At 52.2% G+C, this 15,741-nt stretch carries 21 protein-coding genes; 7 read left to right on the top strand and 14 right to left on the bottom strand.

What is annotated here, in order from left to right; genetic code table 11:
• Window positions 1–2: 2 nt before the first annotated feature.
• The 11 genes from LJ739_RS16465 to LJ739_RS16415 all read right to left on the bottom strand — a co-directional run bounded on the left by LJ739_RS16465 (window position 3) and on the right by LJ739_RS16415 (window position 7,741).
• Window positions 3–275, bottom strand: coding sequence for an HPr family phosphocarrier protein (locus LJ739_RS16465; RefSeq protein ID WP_229162254.1), 273 nt, complete (start codon window positions 273–275; stop codon window positions 3–5).
• Entirely contained in the window at window positions 275–1,120 is an 846-nt protein-coding gene (gene rapZ / locus LJ739_RS16460) for an RNase adapter RapZ (RefSeq protein WP_229162253.1), read from the bottom strand. Before rapZ ends, LJ739_RS16465 begins: the two co-directional genes overlap by 1 nt.
• Window positions 1,121–1,564 carry a PTS IIA-like nitrogen regulatory protein PtsN gene (gene ptsN, locus LJ739_RS16455; RefSeq protein WP_229162251.1) on the bottom strand — a complete coding sequence of 148 codons (444 nt, stop codon included), beginning with the start codon at window positions 1,562–1,564 and terminating at the stop codon, window positions 1,121–1,123.
• Window positions 1,565–1,580: 16 nt separating this feature from the next.
• A complete protein-coding gene (hpf, locus tag LJ739_RS16450; RefSeq protein ID WP_229162249.1) occupies window positions 1,581–1,868 on the bottom strand; it encodes a ribosome hibernation promoting factor in 288 nt (95 codons plus the stop codon).
• A 26-nt stretch (window positions 1,869–1,894) separates the two neighbouring features.
• Entirely contained in the window at window positions 1,895–3,361 is a 1,467-nt protein-coding gene (locus tag LJ739_RS16445) for an RNA polymerase factor sigma-54 (RefSeq protein ID WP_229162247.1), read from the bottom strand.
• Between the two features lie 63 nt (window positions 3,362–3,424).
• Complete coding sequence (gene lptB / locus LJ739_RS16440; RefSeq protein WP_229162245.1) at window positions 3,425–4,150, bottom strand: LPS export ABC transporter ATP-binding protein; 726 nt, start codon at window positions 4,148–4,150, stop codon at window positions 3,425–3,427.
• Window positions 4,150–4,722 carry a lipopolysaccharide transport periplasmic protein LptA gene (gene lptA, locus LJ739_RS16435; RefSeq protein WP_229162243.1) on the bottom strand — a complete coding sequence of 191 codons (573 nt, stop codon included), beginning with the start codon at window positions 4,720–4,722 and terminating at the stop codon, window positions 4,150–4,152. Before lptA ends, lptB begins: the two co-directional genes overlap by 1 nt.
• Window positions 4,694–5,254 carry an LPS export ABC transporter periplasmic protein LptC gene (gene lptC / locus LJ739_RS16430; RefSeq protein ID WP_229162241.1) on the bottom strand — a complete coding sequence of 187 codons (561 nt, stop codon included), beginning with the start codon at window positions 5,252–5,254 and terminating at the stop codon, window positions 4,694–4,696. The genes lptA and lptC overlap by 29 nt, the downstream gene beginning before the upstream one ends.
• The gene (gene kdsC / locus LJ739_RS16425; protein WP_229162240.1) at window positions 5,251–5,802 is read right to left on the bottom strand and encodes a 3-deoxy-manno-octulosonate-8-phosphatase KdsC; all 552 of its coding nucleotides are present in this window, start codon (window positions 5,800–5,802) and stop codon (window positions 5,251–5,253) included. Before kdsC ends, lptC begins: the two co-directional genes overlap by 4 nt.
• Window positions 5,802–6,659 (bottom strand): KpsF/GutQ family sugar-phosphate isomerase, encoded by an 858-nt coding sequence (locus LJ739_RS16420; RefSeq protein ID WP_407646804.1) that lies wholly within the window; start codon window positions 6,657–6,659, stop codon window positions 5,802–5,804. Before LJ739_RS16420 ends, kdsC begins: the two co-directional genes overlap by 1 nt.
• 125 nt (window positions 6,660–6,784) lie before the next feature.
• Window positions 6,785–7,741: a calcium/sodium antiporter gene (locus LJ739_RS16415; RefSeq protein ID WP_229162238.1), complete on the bottom strand. Its 957-nt coding sequence runs from the start codon at window positions 7,739–7,741 to the stop codon at window positions 6,785–6,787.
• Between the two features lie 255 nt (window positions 7,742–7,996).
• Between LJ739_RS16415 and LJ739_RS16410 the strand changes: the two genes are divergently transcribed.
• The 7 genes from LJ739_RS16410 to murA are packed head-to-tail and all read left to right on the top strand — an operon-like array spanning window position 7,997 to window position 12,599.
• The gene (locus LJ739_RS16410) at window positions 7,997–8,794 is read left to right on the top strand and encodes an ATP-binding cassette domain-containing protein (protein WP_229162237.1); all 798 of its coding nucleotides are present in this window, start codon (window positions 7,997–7,999) and stop codon (window positions 8,792–8,794) included.
• Window positions 8,794–9,573, top strand: a complete 780-nt coding sequence (gene mlaE, locus LJ739_RS16405) for a lipid asymmetry maintenance ABC transporter permease subunit MlaE (protein ID WP_229162236.1) — start codon at window positions 8,794–8,796, stop codon at window positions 9,571–9,573. Before LJ739_RS16410 ends, mlaE begins: the two co-directional genes overlap by 1 nt.
• Window positions 9,574–9,584: 11 nt before the next feature.
• On the top strand, window positions 9,585–10,052 hold the full coding sequence (mlaD, locus tag LJ739_RS16400) for an outer membrane lipid asymmetry maintenance protein MlaD (protein ID WP_229162235.1): 468 nt from the start codon (window positions 9,585–9,587) through the stop codon (window positions 10,050–10,052).
• A gap of 27 nt (window positions 10,053–10,079) precedes the next feature.
• The gene (locus LJ739_RS16395) at window positions 10,080–10,733 is read left to right on the top strand and encodes an MlaC/ttg2D family ABC transporter substrate-binding protein (RefSeq protein WP_229162234.1); all 654 of its coding nucleotides are present in this window, start codon (window positions 10,080–10,082) and stop codon (window positions 10,731–10,733) included.
• A 1-nt stretch (window position 10,734) separates the two neighbouring features.
• Window positions 10,735–11,037 carry an STAS domain-containing protein gene (locus tag LJ739_RS16390; RefSeq protein WP_229162233.1) on the top strand — a complete coding sequence of 101 codons (303 nt, stop codon included), beginning with the start codon at window positions 10,735–10,737 and terminating at the stop codon, window positions 11,035–11,037.
• 29 nt (window positions 11,038–11,066) lie between these two features.
• Complete coding sequence (locus tag LJ739_RS16385; protein WP_229162232.1) at window positions 11,067–11,324, top strand: BolA family protein; 258 nt, start codon at window positions 11,067–11,069, stop codon at window positions 11,322–11,324.
• Between the two features lie 12 nt (window positions 11,325–11,336).
• Window positions 11,337–12,599, top strand: coding sequence for a UDP-N-acetylglucosamine 1-carboxyvinyltransferase (gene murA, locus LJ739_RS16380; RefSeq protein ID WP_229162231.1), 1,263 nt, complete (start codon window positions 11,337–11,339; stop codon window positions 12,597–12,599).
• 21 nt (window positions 12,600–12,620) lie between these two features.
• On the opposite strand, the gene LJ739_RS16375 is transcribed toward murA, so the two are convergent.
• The 3 genes from LJ739_RS16375 to LJ739_RS16365 form a co-directional block, all read right to left on the bottom strand.
• Window positions 12,621–13,706 (bottom strand): trypsin-like peptidase domain-containing protein, encoded by a 1,086-nt coding sequence (locus LJ739_RS16375; RefSeq protein WP_229162230.1) that lies wholly within the window; start codon window positions 13,704–13,706, stop codon window positions 12,621–12,623.
• 98 nt (window positions 13,707–13,804) lie between these two features.
• Window positions 13,805–15,163, bottom strand: coding sequence for a DegQ family serine endoprotease (locus LJ739_RS16370; protein WP_229162229.1), 1,359 nt, complete (start codon window positions 15,161–15,163; stop codon window positions 13,805–13,807).
• Window positions 15,164–15,258: 95 nt separating this feature from the next.
• Entirely contained in the window at window positions 15,259–15,699 is a 441-nt protein-coding gene (locus LJ739_RS16365) for a ZapG family protein (protein ID WP_229162228.1), read from the bottom strand.
• Window positions 15,700–15,741 lie beyond the last annotated feature (42 nt).

The raw sequence follows: 15,741 nt of genomic DNA, 5'->3' as shown, positions 1-15,741 counted from the left end.
AGCTATTCATCCTCGTTGAAGCGTTCAACGATCAGGGTTTCAATTGCACTCATGGCCGGTTCTGCGTCGGGTCCTTCGCTGATCACCTTGACGGATTTTCCCTGATGACTTTCCAGCATCATCAGACCCAGCACACTGGACGCTGAGGCCTGTTTATCACCCTGGATCAAAGTGATTTCGGCGTCATATTGCTGTGCTAGCTTGACCAATTGGGTTGCTGCTCTGGCATGCAGTCCCAGTTTGTTAATGATCGTCAGTGTTTTCTCAATACGCACTAGCGGTTTAACTCCCGGTGACGAATTTGTACATCGGGATGGGAGGCTGAGAAGGTGCGCGCCAGCATTTCCGTCACATACACCGAACGATGCTGCCCACCGGTACAACCAATCGCCACGGTCACATAACTGCGATTGTTGCGCTCCAGATGGGGCAACCAGGTGGAAATCAGGTTTTGGATTTGCCAGATAAATTTGGTCACAATGGGTTGTGAGCCGAGAAAGATTTCTACCGGCGTGTCGAGACCGGTTAGATGTTTGAGATCCGGTTCCCAATGGGGATTGGGCAGAAAGCGGGCATCAAAAACATAGTCAGCATCTTTGGGAATGCCGTGTTTGAAGCCAAAGGATTCAAACACCAGTACCAGGCGAGAGCTTTTCTTACCAAGAATACGTTCCCGTACCAGTTCTGCCAACTGGTGAACCGACAGTTTGTCTGTATCGAGGTATAGGTCGGCACGCTCGGCGATTGGCGCGAGCATCTGGCTTTCCGCCATAATGGCGTCGTTAAGCGACTTGTTCTGGCGTGACAGCGGGTGAAGTCGTCGGGTTTCGCTGAACCGTTTCAGCAACATGTCGTCACTGGCGTCCAGGTAAACGATGGTCATGTCCCAGGTAGAGGGCAGATAATCGAGTATCTCCACCAGCTCCTGCGGATCTTTGGGCAAGTTGCGCACATCGATACTGACGGCGACCTGATCGTATTCATCAACCACGGTGTGGGTCAGGGTAGGAAGCAAGTTGACCGGAATATTGTCAACACAATAGTAACCGAGATCTTCCAACGAGCGCAGGGCAATCGATTTCCCTGAGCCTGAACGTCCGCTGATGATGATGAGTTTCATTTAGGCAATCGCTTCAAACAGTTCTTGGTTCTGGGTCGCACTGCGCATTTCCTTGACCCGTTGTTTATCGTTTAGGCAGCCAGCCACGGTCGCCAAGGTCTGCAAGTGTCCCTGAGCTTGATCTTCAGGCACCAGAATGGCGAAAAATACATCGACAGGTTGATTGTCTATGGCGTCAAAGTCAATCGAAGATTCAGTGGTAACCAGTATCGCGGTGACTTTGTCCAGTCCGGCCAGGCGGCCGTGGGGCAATGCAATGCCGTTGCCAATGCCGGTGCTGCCCATTCTTTCCCGGTTCAGCAGGCTGGCAAGTATGGTTGCCTGGTCACTCTGGGAGATGTGAGAAGCGGCAATTTCACTGATAATTTCTAGGATGCGTTTTTTGCTGGTTCCCTGAACTGCACAGCGTGTGCAGTCAGGGCTAAGGATGTCGGTTATGTTCATTAATCAACGAGTGAAGTTAGTGACGTTTTATCTTTTCCTTGTGCTTGATCACCTGACGATCAAGCTTGTCGATCAAACCATCAATGGCGGCATACATATCTGTGTGCTCTGCGGTTGCAAAAACTTCAGCGCCATTGAGATGAAGGGTGGCTTCCGCTTTCTGGTTTAATTTTTCGACATTAAGGATGACATGAACGTTGTTGATGTGATCGAAATGCCGTTCCAGCTTGGTAAACTTCGTGTCGACATAGGCTCTGAGTGAGTCGGTAATTTCCACGTGATGACCAGTGAGGTTGATTTGCATATCGCGTCTTCCTTCTTGGATGAAGCCTACAGTAGGCTTTTACGTTGGTTAGACGGTGGGATCGACAAAGACTCCCGGTATTTTGCTATTGTCCGCCGCGCCACCTTGATACCTTGGTCGGCCAACAATTGGGCAATCTTGCTATCGCTTAAAGGCTTGCTGGGTTTCTCCGCCGCCACCAGTTTTTTGATCAACGCACGAATGGCGGTTGATGAGCACTCGCCTCCGGATTCCGTTGCTACGTGGCTGGAGAAGAAGTATTTCAACTCAAAAATGCCACGGGGGGTGTGCATGTACTTTTGTGTAGTAACCCGTGAAATGGTTGATTCGTGCATGTCCACCATTTCTGCGACATCATTTAGCACCATTGGTTTCATCATTTCGGGGCCGTGCTCGAAAAAACCGATCTGTTGCTGAACAATACAGTTGGCCACTTTCAGCAAGGTATCGTTACGGCTTTCCAGGCTTTTGATGAACCATTTGGCTTCCTGCATATGGGAACGAATAAACTGGCTGTCGCTACTGTTGCGGGCGTTACGGCTCATGGCCGCATACTGCTGATTCACGTTCAGTTTAGGCAGGCTATCCGGGTTTAGCTCAACCACCCAACGACCATTCTTCTTGGTCACTGACACGTCCGGAATGACGTATTCGGGCTCACCCGTAATCAGCGCACTGCCGGGACGCGGATTCAATGTCTGCAACAGGCGCATGGCTTCACGCAATTCATCTTCTTTGAGACGGCTCTTGCGCATCAAAGTACGGTAGTCCTTACTGCCCAGCAGTTCGGCGTACTCATTGATCAGCATGCGGGCCTCATTCAGCCAGGGTGTGTCACTGGCAAACTGGTTGAGTTGCACGGTCAGACATTCTTGTGGCGTACGGGAGCCGGAACCGATGGGGTCGAACAATTGAATGCGCTTGAGCACACATTCGACTTCGTCCAATTCAATTTCATCATCGTCCAGGGCATTCAGCACTTCTTCGGTGCTGATGGTCAGATAACCGGATTCGTCGATGGAATCGATAATCGCAATCGCGATGGCAGTGTCGGTTTCACTGAAAGGGGTCAGGCGCATTTGCCACAGCAGGTGATCCTGGATGTTTTCAGTGGTTTCGCCCTGAAACACCATGTCGTCGTCGCCGCCGCCAGACATCGGCGCCGGTGCAGAGGACGCACTGTAGTATTCATCCCAGGTACTGTCGATGGGTAATTCGTCGGGGAGGTCGTTTTTCTCCAACGCTTCGCTGGACTCGATACTGTCAGCGGCGATGTTCTCGATGATGTCGGACTTGTCATTGTTGTCGAGCAGTCCGTCATCACTGCCAGATTCACTGGATTCTTCCACTTCCAGCAGTGGATTGGCGTCCAGCGCTTCCTGTATTTCCTGCTGTAAGTCGAGCGTGGAAAGCTGCAGCAGGCGAATGGCCTGTTGCAACTGCGGTGTCATGGTAAGTTGTTGGCTAAATTTTAACTGTAATGAGGGTTTCATCTAGTTTGACTGCTACTCAATTAGCCACGGACATGGTTGAAAGTTTCTGTTCTCATATGCTTACTATAGCCTGAATTGCTCGCCCAGGTATACATCTCTCACTTGCTGATTACTGAGGACTTCTTCGGCGGTTCCGGACGCAATCAGTTCGCCATGGGAAACGATATAAGCTTTTTCACACACATCCAGGGTTTCACGCACATTGTGGTCGGTGATCAGTACACCAATACCGCGGTCGCGTAAATGTTGGATGATCTTTTTTATATCATTCACGGAAATCGGATCAACACCGGCAAAGGGTTCATCGAGCAAAATAAACTCAGGGTTTGCCGCCAGCGCCCGGGCAATTTCCACCCGACGACGTTCTCCACCGGACAGACTCATACCGAGACTGTTGCGGATGTGGTTAATGTTGAATTCATCCAGCAGGGCATCCGCTTCCTGTTCCCGTTGCTCATTGGACAGCTCTTTGCGGGTCTGCAATATCGCCATCAGGTTCTGGAACACGGTCAGTTTACGGAAAATCGAAGATTCCTGCGGTAAATAGCCAATGCCCTGTCGGGCGCGGACATGCATTGGCTGCAGGGTAAGCTCGGTTTGATCGATGAAGATTTCGCCTTTGTCCAGAGGGACCAGACCTACGATCATGTAAAAGGTGGTGGTTTTACCGGCGCCGTTAGGACCCAGCAACCCGACAATCTGACCGGTGCTGACTTCCAGGCTGACGTCCCGCACGACTTGACGGGATTTATACGATTTAGCCAACTGGGTTGCCTTTAACGTCGCCATCAGGGTTGTGATCCCTTGTCGTCGTCAGGCTGCGGATCGGCAGGCGATTCTTTTTTATCATTCGAACGCAGTGAATCAGGTTGGAAAATGGTGGTCACCCGTCCTTCGTCATCGTCGGTTCCCTGAGCGATTAATTGCTCAAGCTCCATATTGAAGACAATCGAATCGCCACTGACTTTACTGCTGTTTTGTTGCAATTCGGCGTTACCGGTCAGGGTCAGGGTAGAATTGGATACCTGATAGCGGATCTCGTTGGCGACTGCCTTGATGCGACTACCATCGTCCATGGTTTGCCCATAAACGGCGGGTTGTCCACGAGCAATAAACACCTCACGTCCTTCACCTTCGATGGCGATCACTTCCACTTCATCGGCATCAATGCTCAGTGAGCCCTGCGTAATATGAACGTCTTCGCGAAAAATGGACGTCTTGGATTTGCCATCAACAAACTGTGACTTTGAATCAACTTTGATCGGCTGCTTGAAGTCATTCTCGCCAGCCAGTGTCATCGGGCTTAGCACCAGACACACGGCGAGAGATAAGCTAATTGGGCGCATAACGCGTTTGTACATGGTCGATAAACTCATAGGTCTGTGTGGCAAGATTACCACTGAATCCGTTTGCATTGATCACAAAATCCCGCCCGATGATTTCTACCGGTTGATCTGAATACAATGTCTTGTCGAGCAGGTTAATCTCAATAAAGTTGGTTTTGATCCGACGAACGAACCCATCGTCTGTCTGACTGTGAATTTCGACATCCGTTTCTAACTGAATCCGGTTGTCATCATACAGGGTGCCTTCTTTGGCAACCACATGCCAGGGCTGGTCCTGGCGCTCCACATAAATCGTATATTGGGGCAGCTGAAACAAAGTAAATCCCAGCAACTGATAATGTTCCATCTTCTGCGCGAACACCTCGTGGCTGACCTTTCCTTGCTCATCATAGAGGGTACTGCGCATACTGCGGGCCTGATAGTTTGGTTGCCAGGCTTCTTCGGTTTGCTGTACCGCAGTAGGGGCTTTTTGCGAGACCCAGCTTTGCAGGTAAATGCCCAGCACTAACAGAAACAGTATGATAATACTGACCGTCAGGCGATTCACGTGCTGCTCCCCATGATGACATCGAGGAGGCCCTGGGCCTGCAAAATATGATCACAGATCTCGCGCACTGCACCAAACCCGCCACTTCGCTGGGTGATGTAGTCGGCTTGCTGCTGCACAAACGGGTGGCCATCGGGTACTGAAATGGACAAGCCTGCGCAGGCAAACATGCCGAGATCAGGCATGTCGTCACCCATTGCGGCGACCTGTTGTGCGGAAAAGCCGAGCTGTTGCTGGAGTTTGGACAACGCGTGTTGTTTGTCTTCTTCACCTTGAATAATGTAGCGCACACCTAATGCCTGCATGCGTTGTTCAACCAGGCTGGAACGGCGACCGGTGATCACTGCCACGTCTACCCCAAGGGTCATAATGGCCTTAATGCCATACCCATCCAGAGTATGGAACGCTTTCAGCTCTTCACCCTGATTGCCCAGATAGATGCGTCCATCGGAAAAAACGCCATCGACGTCCAGGGCCAACAAGCGGATGTCTGCAAAACGTGCCAACAGCGCGGTCGGTAGTTCACCATAAAGGGTCGTTGTGGTCATTACACTACCCCCGCTTTGAGCAAAAGATGCATGTTAACAGCCCCTTGAGGCAGGCCTTTGTCATCAATGGCAAACAGTGAGTTGATGCGTTTTTGTTCCATCAGGTTGAGCACTTCGACGGCCAGTGTGTCGGTCGAAACGGTTACCCCGTTGCGGGTCATTACATCCGCCACCGGCGTTGTATGCACATCGATATGCGCATCCAATACTCGGCGTAAATCCCCGTCGGTGAAAATGCCTTGCAGACGGCCATCAGCGTCAACGATACCGGTCATGCCCAGCCCCTTGGCCGAGATTTCCAGCAGGGCATTGCTGATGGTTTGTTGTTCATCGACCAGCGGCATTTGCGCACCGGATTGCATCACGTCTGCCATGCGCAGCAGTAATTTGCGTCCAAGGCTGCCGCCTGGATGGGACAAGGCGAAATCATCGGGGGTGAAGCCATTGGCATCGAGCAGTGCGATGGCCAGTGCGTCACCCATGACCAGTGTCGCGGTTGTGCTGGCAGTGGGCGCAAGCCCCAGTGAGCAGGCTTCTTGTTCCACCTTGACGCAAATATGAATATCGGCATGTTGGGCAAGGGTGCTGTTGGCATTCCCTGTCATGGCAATGATCGGGATCTGCAGACGTTTGATCACCGGGATCAGTGCCAGTAATTCGTCTGTTTCGCCGGAATTGGATAATGTCAGTAACACATCCTGTGCGCTGAGCATGCCCAGATCACCGTGATTGGCTTCTCCCGGATGCATAAAAAACGCGGGTGTACCTGTGCTGGCCAGGGTCGCCGCAATTTTGTTACCGATATGGCCCGATTTTCCCATCCCACAGACCACCACTTTGCCGCGGCATTGGCGCATGCATTCACAGGCCTGCTCAAAGCCCTGGTCCAAATAATGCGCAAGGTGTGTAATCGCGTCACGCTCAATGTCCAGCACGCGTTTGGCAGATTTGATGTAATCGTGGGTCATGACCAGAGGGTTTCCTAACTGAACAACAAAACCTGATAGCCTGCAAAGCAAGCCAGCAATACTCCGCCTTCCCAGCGGTTGATACAGCGGGTACCGCGCAGGTTAAAACTGAACAGTATCAACAATATCGTCAGCCCCAGCATGGCATAGCTGTCGCGGTTAGCGGCGGCTTCGTCGATGACCCCGGGCGAAATCAAACCCGGCATCGCCAGCACGGCCAGCAAATTAAAAATGTTTGAACCAATGATGTTGCCCAGCGCCAGGTCATCTTCGTTTTTCAGCACCCCAGCGATACTGGCCGCTAATTCGGGCAAACTGGTGCCGATAGCAATAATGGTCAGGCCGATGACCAATTCGCTGAGGCCAAAGAACTGGGCAATACTGACCGCTGAGTCGACCATCAGATTGGCACTCAGGGGCAACATGATCAAACCAACAATGACCCACAGCACCGCCTTTGATGTGGGCACGTCTGAGGGGATTTCTTCTTCCGTTTCGGCCAGAATTGGATCGCCTTTCTCGATATTGGTGCTGATCCAGGCAACGCCGCCAATCACAACAAAAAACAGCACAATCAGAGTGCTGCCTTCAACCAAAGACAACAAGCTGTCAGACAAAAAATACACCGCCAGTAATGTGACCAACAGCAATACCGGCATCTCGCGGCGCAATGTGCTGGAGTTAACCATCAAGGGTTTGAACAGTGCCGTCAGACCCAGCACCAGGGCGATGTTGGTGATATTGGACCCTAATGCGTTACCGACCGCGGTGTTGGGGTTGCCGGCCATGGATGCCGTGGCAGAGACGACGATTTCCGGCGCCGAAGAGCCCATCGCCACAATGGTAAGACCGATCATCATCGGCGATATACCAATGTTCTTTGCCAACGCTGAGGCGCCATACACAAAGCGATCTGCCCCCCAACTCAGAAGGCCCAGTCCAATCAAAAAGATGACAATGTCTGTAATCACAATTCGGGATAGCTAGGTAAAATTTGTGTAATTGTCGCAAAATCCAGAGGCATTTCCTATAACCTTGTTTAAACAGCAAAAAACAATGCTCAAAAAAGCATCACTTCACGCGCAGGATGGGCAAATGAACGAAAACTTCGATTATATCTTGTTACTTTTTCACTTTGTCTCCGGTGCTTGAAAAACGGTACAATGCACCCATCTAGTCTGCCCGGCTTGCATCCCACCCCTGTTATGGAGTTGCTTAACACCACTATGGATAACCTCGTTGACATTCAACACCTCACGTTTCGGCGCCAGAAACGGGTGATCTATGACGACATTAGTCTGCAAATCCGTAAAGGGCAAACCACTGCGATCATGGGGCCAAGTGGGATCGGTAAGACCACGTTGCTCAAGCTCATAGGTGGTCAGTTGAAACCTGACAGTGGCGATGTGTTGTTCAAAGGCGAATCGATCCCGGGCATGAGCCGCCGACGGTTGTTCGATGTCCGTCGTCAGATGAGCATGCTGTTCCAAAGCGGCGCATTGTTCACTGATATGTCGGTGTACGACAACATTGCCTTTCCCTTGCGGGAACACACCCGTCTGAGTGAAGCGGTGATTGAAATCATTGTGATGCTGAAGTTGCAGGCGGTAGGGTTGCGCGGCGCTGCACATTTGATGCCTGCAGAACTGTCCGGTGGTATGGCCCGACGGGCAGCATTGGCCAGAGCAATTGCACTGGATCCGGAGTTAATCCTGTATGACGAGCCGTTTGCCGGACAAGACCCCATTTCCATGGGTGTATTGGTTAAACTGATCAAAGCATTGAATGATGCGTTGAACCTGACCAGCGTGGTGGTCACCCATGATGTTAACGAAGTCATGTCCATCGCCGACTATGTGTATATTCTGGCAGAGAAGAAAATTATTGGTGAGGGAACGCCAGAGGAAATCCGCAAAAGTGACTCGCCTCTGGTACAACAATTCCTAAACGGGGAAGCCGACGGACCGGTGCCGTTCCATTTTCCCGCACCATCGATGGAATCTGCCTTGCAAGGAGTGAAGTAATGGAGTGGTTAGCCCGTCTGGGAAGTGCCACACTGGCGCGTTTCAGTGCCATGGGGCGCGCCACGTTTGTGCTGACCGGCGCGTTGATCGCCAAGCCGCAGCCAATGAAACACATTCCGCTGACCATTCAGCAAATGTATGTGGTGGGCGTGCAGTCGTTATCGATCATCGTGGTGTCAGGACTCTTCATTGGCATGGTAATGGCCCTGCAGGGTTACACGATTCTGGTGGATTACGGTGCCGAGGGCAGTTTAGGTCCGATGGTGGCGCTGTCGCTGTTGCGAGAGCTGGGTCCGGTGGTTACCGCACTGCTGTTTGCCGGGCGCGCCGGTTCTGCTTTAACGGCAGAAATTGGCCTTATGAAAGCCACCGAGCAGCTCAGTAGCATGGAAATGATGGCGGTAGACCCTTTGCGCAGGGTGGTTGCCCCTCGTTTATGGGCTGGAATGATTTCCATGCCACTGTTGGCGATTATCTTCAGTGCAGTGGGTATTCTGGGCGGCCATTTGGTCGGCGTCGACTGGCTGGGTGTTGATGCCGGCAGTTACTGGTCGATTATGCAGTCCACGGTTGAATGGAATGAAGATGTGATGAACGGCATTATCAAAAGTGTGGTGTTTGCTTTTGTGTGTACCTGGATCGCCATTTTCAAAGGCTATGATGCCGTTCCCACGTCCGAAGGGATCAGTAAAGCAACCACGCAGACCGTGGTGTATTCGTCGTTGGCCGTATTGGGGCTTGATTTTGTATTAACTGCCATCATGTTCGGCATTGAGTAAGGATAGGTGTGATGAATTCACGTAAAACTGAAGTATTGGTTGGAGCATTTGTGGCACTGGCCATTGCCGCGTTGCTGATGCTGGCGTTACACGTTGCCAATCAAGGCGCGCGGGGTAACGGTGAAACATACAACCTATACGCAAAATTTGATAATATTGGCGGTCTGAAAGTCCGTTCTGCTGTCAAAGTCGGTGGTGTCACGGTGGGACGGGTCGAAAACATCGCCCTTGATCCACAAGATTTTACCCCCGTTGTAACCCTGAGCATTTCTGCTGATTACAATGAATTTCCAGAGACCAGTTCAGTATCCATCCTAACGTCAGGGCTGTTGGGCGAGCAATATGTCGGTTTTCAGCCAGGATTCAGCATTGATGGCGTAGAAAACCTTGCAGACGGTGACTACATCGAAGACACCAAGTCGGCGTTGGTGCTCGAGGATCTGATTGGACAGTTTTTATTTAACAAGGGCAGCGACTAACGGCGCTGCAGAGGTAGAGGATTGGATATGACAAAGTCCCTTTTTCGTGGTTGGCTGCTGATTGTGGGGATCATGGTCAGTGGTTTGGTGGGCGCTCAGCAACAGGATGATCCGTATCAGATGGTCCGTGATGTGGCCAGTGTCACCTTTGAACGGATTAAAACTGAACAAGCGGCGATTAAACAGAACCCTGAATTGCTGCGTACCATCATGGAAGAAGAACTGCTGCCTTATGTGGATTACAAGTTTTCTGCCTACAAGGTATTGGGAAAACACTTCCGCAATTTGTCCCGTGATGAATTGCAGGAATTTGTGCAGGTGTTCAGAGAATACCTGATCACCACGTATGCCGTTGCCATGGGATACTACGATGATCAGGACGTGATTTTTGAACCCACCGGTGAAGTCGATTTGGACGACCGTAAAAGCGTCACGGTACGCGCCGTGGTCAAAGACAAAACCCGACCCGACATTAAGATCGCTTTTAAGGTGCGTAAAAACACCAAAACCAATGAGTGGAAAGCATACGACATGATTGCCGAGGGCATCAGCATGTTGTCGTCCAAGCAAAGTGAATTCGAATCCATCTTGCGTCAACAGGGCGTGCAGGTGGTGATTGATCTGATGAAAGAGAAAATCAAACAACCCATTTCATTGCAGAAAAACGACGAGGCAGATTGATATGCCGACTCAGGTGGAAGCGCTGGAGCAGGGGTATCGTATTAGCGGTACCCTGGATCGGGAGACCGTTGTCGGTTTTTGGCCTGATCGGGTTCAAGCGCTGAGCAAAGCACAACAAGATGGCCGCGTGGTGTTGGATTTATCGGATCTGTCCCGTGTCGACAGTGCCGGCCTGGCCTTCTTGCTGCAATTGGTGGCCTTGTTAAAACAAAATGATATCCGCATTGTGTTCAAAGGGATCCCCGAAAATCTCGCCAATTTGGCAAAACTGAGCGACGTTGATACCCTTTTGCCGCTACAATAGCCTCAAAATACGTTACACCTGAGAGATGCATGGATACAAAAGCCATTGAAGACCTTTTGAAAACCACCCTGGAGCTGGACGAAGTACACGTTACCAGTGACGGTTCTCATTTTCAGATCATCGCCGTTAGTGAACAGTTTGACGGTATGAGTCGAGTGAAGAAGCAACAAATGATTTATGCCCCACTGGCCGATAAAATCGCCGATGGCAGCATGCACGCACTATCGATAAAGACATTTACGCCCACCCAATGGCAGCGTGAACGTCTGTTCAATCAGCCCGGTTAGAACTACGCAATCATGGATAAACTACTCGTAACCCCCAGCGGTCCGCTGCAGGGGACTGTCGTCATTTCTGGCGCCAAAAATGCCGCATTGCCGCTGCTGATGGCAAGCTTATTGGCCGACTCCCCCTGTCATTTTGATAACGTGCCACACCTGCGTGACATTAACACCAGCCTGGCGTTGCTGTCGCAACTTGGGGTGGTTGCCGAACGTCTGCCCGATGACGTGGTGATGCTCGATCCACGTCAGGTCAACAGTCTGGTTGCGCCTTACGAATTGGTACGTACCATGCGGGCCTCTATTCTGGTGCTCGGCCCGTTATTGAGCAAATACGGTGAAGCCACAGTATCGCTACCCGGCGGTTGTGCGATTGGTGCCCGGCCCGTGAATCTTCACCTTGATGGGTTGATGCAGATGGGGGCAACCATTGATGTTGACGGTGGTTATGTCCGTGCCAAAGTCGACGGCAGACTGAAAGGTGCAACCATATTTATGGATATGGTCAGTGTCGGGGCAACCGAAAACCTGATGATGGCTGCGACCCTGGCCGACGGCGACACGGTACTGGAAAACGCGGCCCGGGAGCCCGAAATTGTCGATCTGGCCAACTGCCTGAATCGCATGGGCGCCAATATTCGTGGTGCCGGTACTGATACGATTCGAATTCAGGGGGTCAAATCACTGCAGGGCTGTCGATACCGGGTGTTGCCCGACCGCATAGAAACCGGCACCTTCCTGGTCGCTGCTGCCGCCACCGGCGGCAGCGTGCGCTGTGAGTCAGCGGCGCCCGAAACCCTGGACGCTGTGCTCAGCAAACTGCGCCAGGCCGGCGCCGAAATCACCGTGGGTGATGATTGGGTTGCACTGGACATGAAGGGTAAACGCCCCAGCAGTGTCAACATCAAGACCTCTCCTCACCCTGGCTTTCCCACCGATATGCAGGCCCAGTTTGTTGCGCTTAACGCCGTTGCCGATGGCACCGGCGTGGTAACCGAGAACATTTTTGAAAACCGCTTTATGCATGTCCCGGAATTGCAGCGTATGGGAGCAGAAATTGATCTGGAAGCCAACAGTGCGGTGTGCAATGGCATTACCCAACTGCGTGGTGCGCAGGTCATGGCGACCGATTTGCGCGCTTCAGCCTGTTTGGTGATAGCGGGACTGGTTGCCAGCGGTGAAACGTTGATTGATCGGATCTACCACCTGGATCGGGGCTACGAAAAGATTGAGCACAAATTCAATCAGCTCGGTGCCCGTATTCAACGGATTTCTGCCTAATTCTCTTCGGTCGGGCGTTGATCAGCTGTCAGCGCCCAGTTCTGCGACCTGAACGGCCAGTTCTAGGGCCTCCTCGCCACGCATCACAGACAGGGTCAGGATGGTACCGGGCGCGCTGTTCGCGACCGTGTCTAAAGCCTGGTTGACGTCCTCTACAGAAATACCATTGATGGCAAGGATAACATCGCCGGCGCGCAATCCTGCCAGCGCTGACGGGCCCGATGGATAAACGGTATCGACCAGAATGCCAGGCTGATTCTGCAGGGTATTGCCGGAGAAGCCTAGCTGGCCATGGGAAGCGCGCCCTTTGGCAATGATTTCATCCATGACCCGTTTGGCCAGGGTGTATGGGACTGCGAAGAACACCCCATCCACATTGAGCACGCGCCGACGGCTGTCCAGGGTTTTGAAATTGGCGTTATTGATACCAATCAAATTGCCATTGCTGTCGATCAGCGCGCCACCGGAGTTGCCTTCGTTGAGCACCGCGTCAGTTTGGATAAAGTCCACTGAACTGGCTGACAGGCTCGGTCCGATAAAATTACGTCCGGTGCGGCTTACGATGCCTTGAGTAATGGTCTGCCCGAGGTTGTAGGGGTTGCCAATAGCCAATACCACATCACCGATACGGATGTCCGGATTTTCGATTTGTGGGATCACATGCAGGTTTTCAGCATTGATCTTGAGTACCGCCAGATCGGTGTATCGATCCTGTCCAACAATCTCGGCTTCCGCCAGTTCACCATCCTGCATTCCTACCAGAATACTGTCCGCATTCTGGATCACGTGCAGACAGGTCAGGATGTAGCCGTTTTCGGTCATGACGACACCGGAGCCCAGGCTGGTGCGTTCAACTTGTTGGCGGCGAAAAATGCTGCTGCGGATATCGATGCTGTTGCTGTAGATATTCACCACCGCAGGGGCTGCGCGGCTCACGGCTTGATAGTAACTGAGTTTGTCGCTGCTGTTGTGTTGTCGGCTGAGGAGTCCTGACAAGCCGCCGTTGCCATAGCGCAATTCGGGCACCAGCAACAACACGACCACGGACAGGATCAGGCCCATCGCAATGGATTTCAGCAAAAAACGAAGCCAAGAAGGACTGGTCACAACGGTATGATTCGAGTTAAGTCAATGAATACTAAGAATAACACCGAAATGAGCGAGATGACAGCGACCCGCGCACAAGCGGGTCGCTGATTTGAGGATTAGCGGATAACCAGATACAGGGATGAGGTGCCACGTTGTACATTCAGCGCGATGACGCCTTTCGCACCGTCGAGCATGGCCCGCAGCTCAGTCACAGTATTCACCCGGTTGCGGTTAACACCGACAATCACATCACCTTCCTGCAAGCCAATGCGGGCTGCCGGAGAACGGGCCTCGAGCTCGGTAATTTCGACCCCATTGTTGCCCCGTTCCGTGGTGCCGTTTGCCAGGGTGGCGCCTTCCAGTGCCGGATGGATTTCCTGGGCCGCGACAACGGCGCCGGTAGCATCGTCAAGTACCACGTCAACATTAACCCGGTCACCCTTGCGTAACAGGGTCAGTTCGACCTCAGCTCCAGCACCCATGGTGCCAATTTTGGCTCGCAGTTCCTGGAAAGAAGCGACGTCATTACCGTTTACTGCAATGATGATATCACCGGCTTGAATGCCGCCTTTTTCGGCCGCGGAATCAGGACTGACTTCACTGACGAAAGCGCCCTTATTGGCACCCAGGTTCATGGCCTCTGACAGACCGGCATCCACGTCCTGGCCGAGGATACCCAACAGTCCGCGGCGGACTTCGCCAAACTCGATGATTTGGTCAATCAGGCTTTTCATCATGTTGCTGGGGATGGCAAAGCCAATACCCACGTTGCCGCCATTGGGACCAAAAATCGCGGTATTGATACCGACCAGTTCACCCCGCAGGTTGACCAATGCACCACCGGAGTTGCCACGGTTAATCGCCGCATCTGTTTGGATGTAGTCCTCATAACCGCCGATGTTCAGTCCTGAGCGACCCAGCGCACTGACGATACCGGAGGTAACCGTCTGGCTCAGTCCAAAGGGGTTACCAATCGCGACAACGAAGTCGCCGACCCGCAGTTTGTCTGAATCTGCCAGTGGGACAGCAACCAGGTTTTCAGGCTCGATTTTGAGTAGTGCAATGTCGCTTTGTTCATCCGCACCGATTTTCTTGGCGGTCAGTTCGCGTCCATCGGTCAGTTTGACGACAATTTCATCGGCGTTGTCGACCACATGGTTATTGGTCACCACATAGCCCCGCTCCGCGTCAATGATGACGCCAGAACCGAGCCCTCGAAATGGCCTTTCCTGAACTTGCTCATTCGGGCCGCCAAAGAAGTGGCGGAACATTTCCGGGATCCGCTGTCGCTGAACCTGAGTACCTTCAACGGCGATACTGACAATCGCGGGCGTGGTTTGCTCCAGCATGGGAGCAAGGGAAGGGGTTTGTTCTTCGGTGAAAAACGGAATCCCGGCAGTCGCATGCAGGGACATACCCAGACTAGCAACCAGCAGACTGGAACCAATTAAAAGACGATTGACCGCTTTTTTCATCGTTACCTGTTCTCCAGTATATACATTCAAGTGTGTGAGGGTGTCTGAGGTGACACCCAATGCTTGACTCCCCTGGGGATGGGAAAGTTCCCCGCTCAGCCGTCCGGGTCGACGACTTGTCGATTTTTCGAGCCGTCGAACAGTCCGGAACTGCCACTGGAAAAATCCCGTGGCTGAACGTCGGTTGTGCTTGGCTCCCGTTTCGGCGCTTTTTGCTTTGAACGGATGTACATCGTGGCGTGCTCGCCGAAATAGCTCAGTTGCTGTTTGCCATCCTGCTCTGACTCGATATGCAGCACATGCTCGTAAGCATCCATTTGTTCCTGCATGGCTTCACATTGTTGCTGGATAGCATTGACCATGTGGCGGGTCTGATCCAGGTGTGAGCCGGCTTGCTGTAACATAATTTCACGCAGGGTTTGTTCACCTGATTGTTCGGCGTCGTCTGCTGCCTTTTTGTCCATCTGAAACCTGGCCAGAAAATAGCCGATGACGGCACCGGCTAACAGCAGTAAAATCCCAATCACCCAATCCATAACGTCTCCAATTTAAGCTTAGGCTTTACTTAATGATACTCC

Origin of the sequence: Fluctibacter halophilus (genome assembly GCF_020687825.1) — a bacterium.
Taxonomy (GTDB): Bacteria; Pseudomonadota; Gammaproteobacteria; order Enterobacterales; family Alteromonadaceae; genus Fluctibacter; species Fluctibacter halophilus.
This window is presented reverse-complemented; position numbering and strand designations above follow the sequence as displayed.

Excerpts from the sequence above, each read along its gene's own strand:
- hpf (WP_229162249.1), bottom strand. The coding sequence starts at position 1,868 with ATGCAAATCAACCTCACTGGTCATCACGTGGAAATTACCGACTCACTC.
- LJ739_RS16420 (WP_407646804.1), bottom strand. The coding sequence starts at position 6,659 with ATGCGCCAATGCCGCGGCAAAGTGGTGGTCTGTGGGATGGGAAAATCG.
- LJ739_RS16390 (WP_229162233.1), top strand. The coding sequence starts at position 10,735 with ATGCCGACTCAGGTGGAAGCGCTGGAGCAGGGGTATCGTATTAGCGGT.
- murA (WP_229162231.1), top strand. The coding sequence starts at position 11,337 with ATGGATAAACTACTCGTAACCCCCAGCGGTCCGCTGCAGGGGACTGTC.
- LJ739_RS16370 (WP_229162229.1), bottom strand. The coding sequence starts at position 15,163 with ATGAAAAAAGCGGTCAATCGTCTTTTAATTGGTTCCAGTCTGCTGGTT.
- LJ739_RS16385 (WP_229162232.1), top strand. The coding sequence starts at position 11,067 with ATGGATACAAAAGCCATTGAAGACCTTTTGAAAACCACCCTGGAGCTG.
- LJ739_RS16445 (WP_229162247.1), bottom strand. The coding sequence starts at position 3,361 with ATGAAACCCTCATTACAGTTAAAATTTAGCCAACAACTTACCATGACA.
- ptsN (WP_229162251.1), bottom strand. The coding sequence starts at position 1,564 with ATGAACATAACCGACATCCTTAGCCCTGACTGCACACGCTGTGCAGTT.
- LJ739_RS16410 (WP_229162237.1), top strand. The coding sequence starts at position 7,997 with ATGGATAACCTCGTTGACATTCAACACCTCACGTTTCGGCGCCAGAAA.
- mlaE (WP_229162236.1), top strand. The coding sequence starts at position 8,794 with ATGGAGTGGTTAGCCCGTCTGGGAAGTGCCACACTGGCGCGTTTCAGT.
- mlaD (WP_229162235.1), top strand. The coding sequence starts at position 9,585 with ATGAATTCACGTAAAACTGAAGTATTGGTTGGAGCATTTGTGGCACTG.
- lptB (WP_229162245.1), bottom strand. The coding sequence starts at position 4,150 with ATGGCGACGTTAAAGGCAACCCAGTTGGCTAAATCGTATAAATCCCGT.
- LJ739_RS16365 (WP_229162228.1), bottom strand. The coding sequence starts at position 15,699 with ATGGATTGGGTGATTGGGATTTTACTGCTGTTAGCCGGTGCCGTCATC.
- lptA (WP_229162243.1), bottom strand. The coding sequence starts at position 4,722 with ATGTACAAACGCGTTATGCGCCCAATTAGCTTATCTCTCGCCGTGTGT.
- kdsC (WP_229162240.1), bottom strand. The coding sequence starts at position 5,802 with ATGACCACAACGACCCTTTATGGTGAACTACCGACCGCGCTGTTGGCA.
- LJ739_RS16395 (WP_229162234.1), top strand. The coding sequence starts at position 10,080 with ATGACAAAGTCCCTTTTTCGTGGTTGGCTGCTGATTGTGGGGATCATG.
- rapZ (WP_229162253.1), bottom strand. The coding sequence starts at position 1,120 with ATGAAACTCATCATCATCAGCGGACGTTCAGGCTCAGGGAAATCGATT.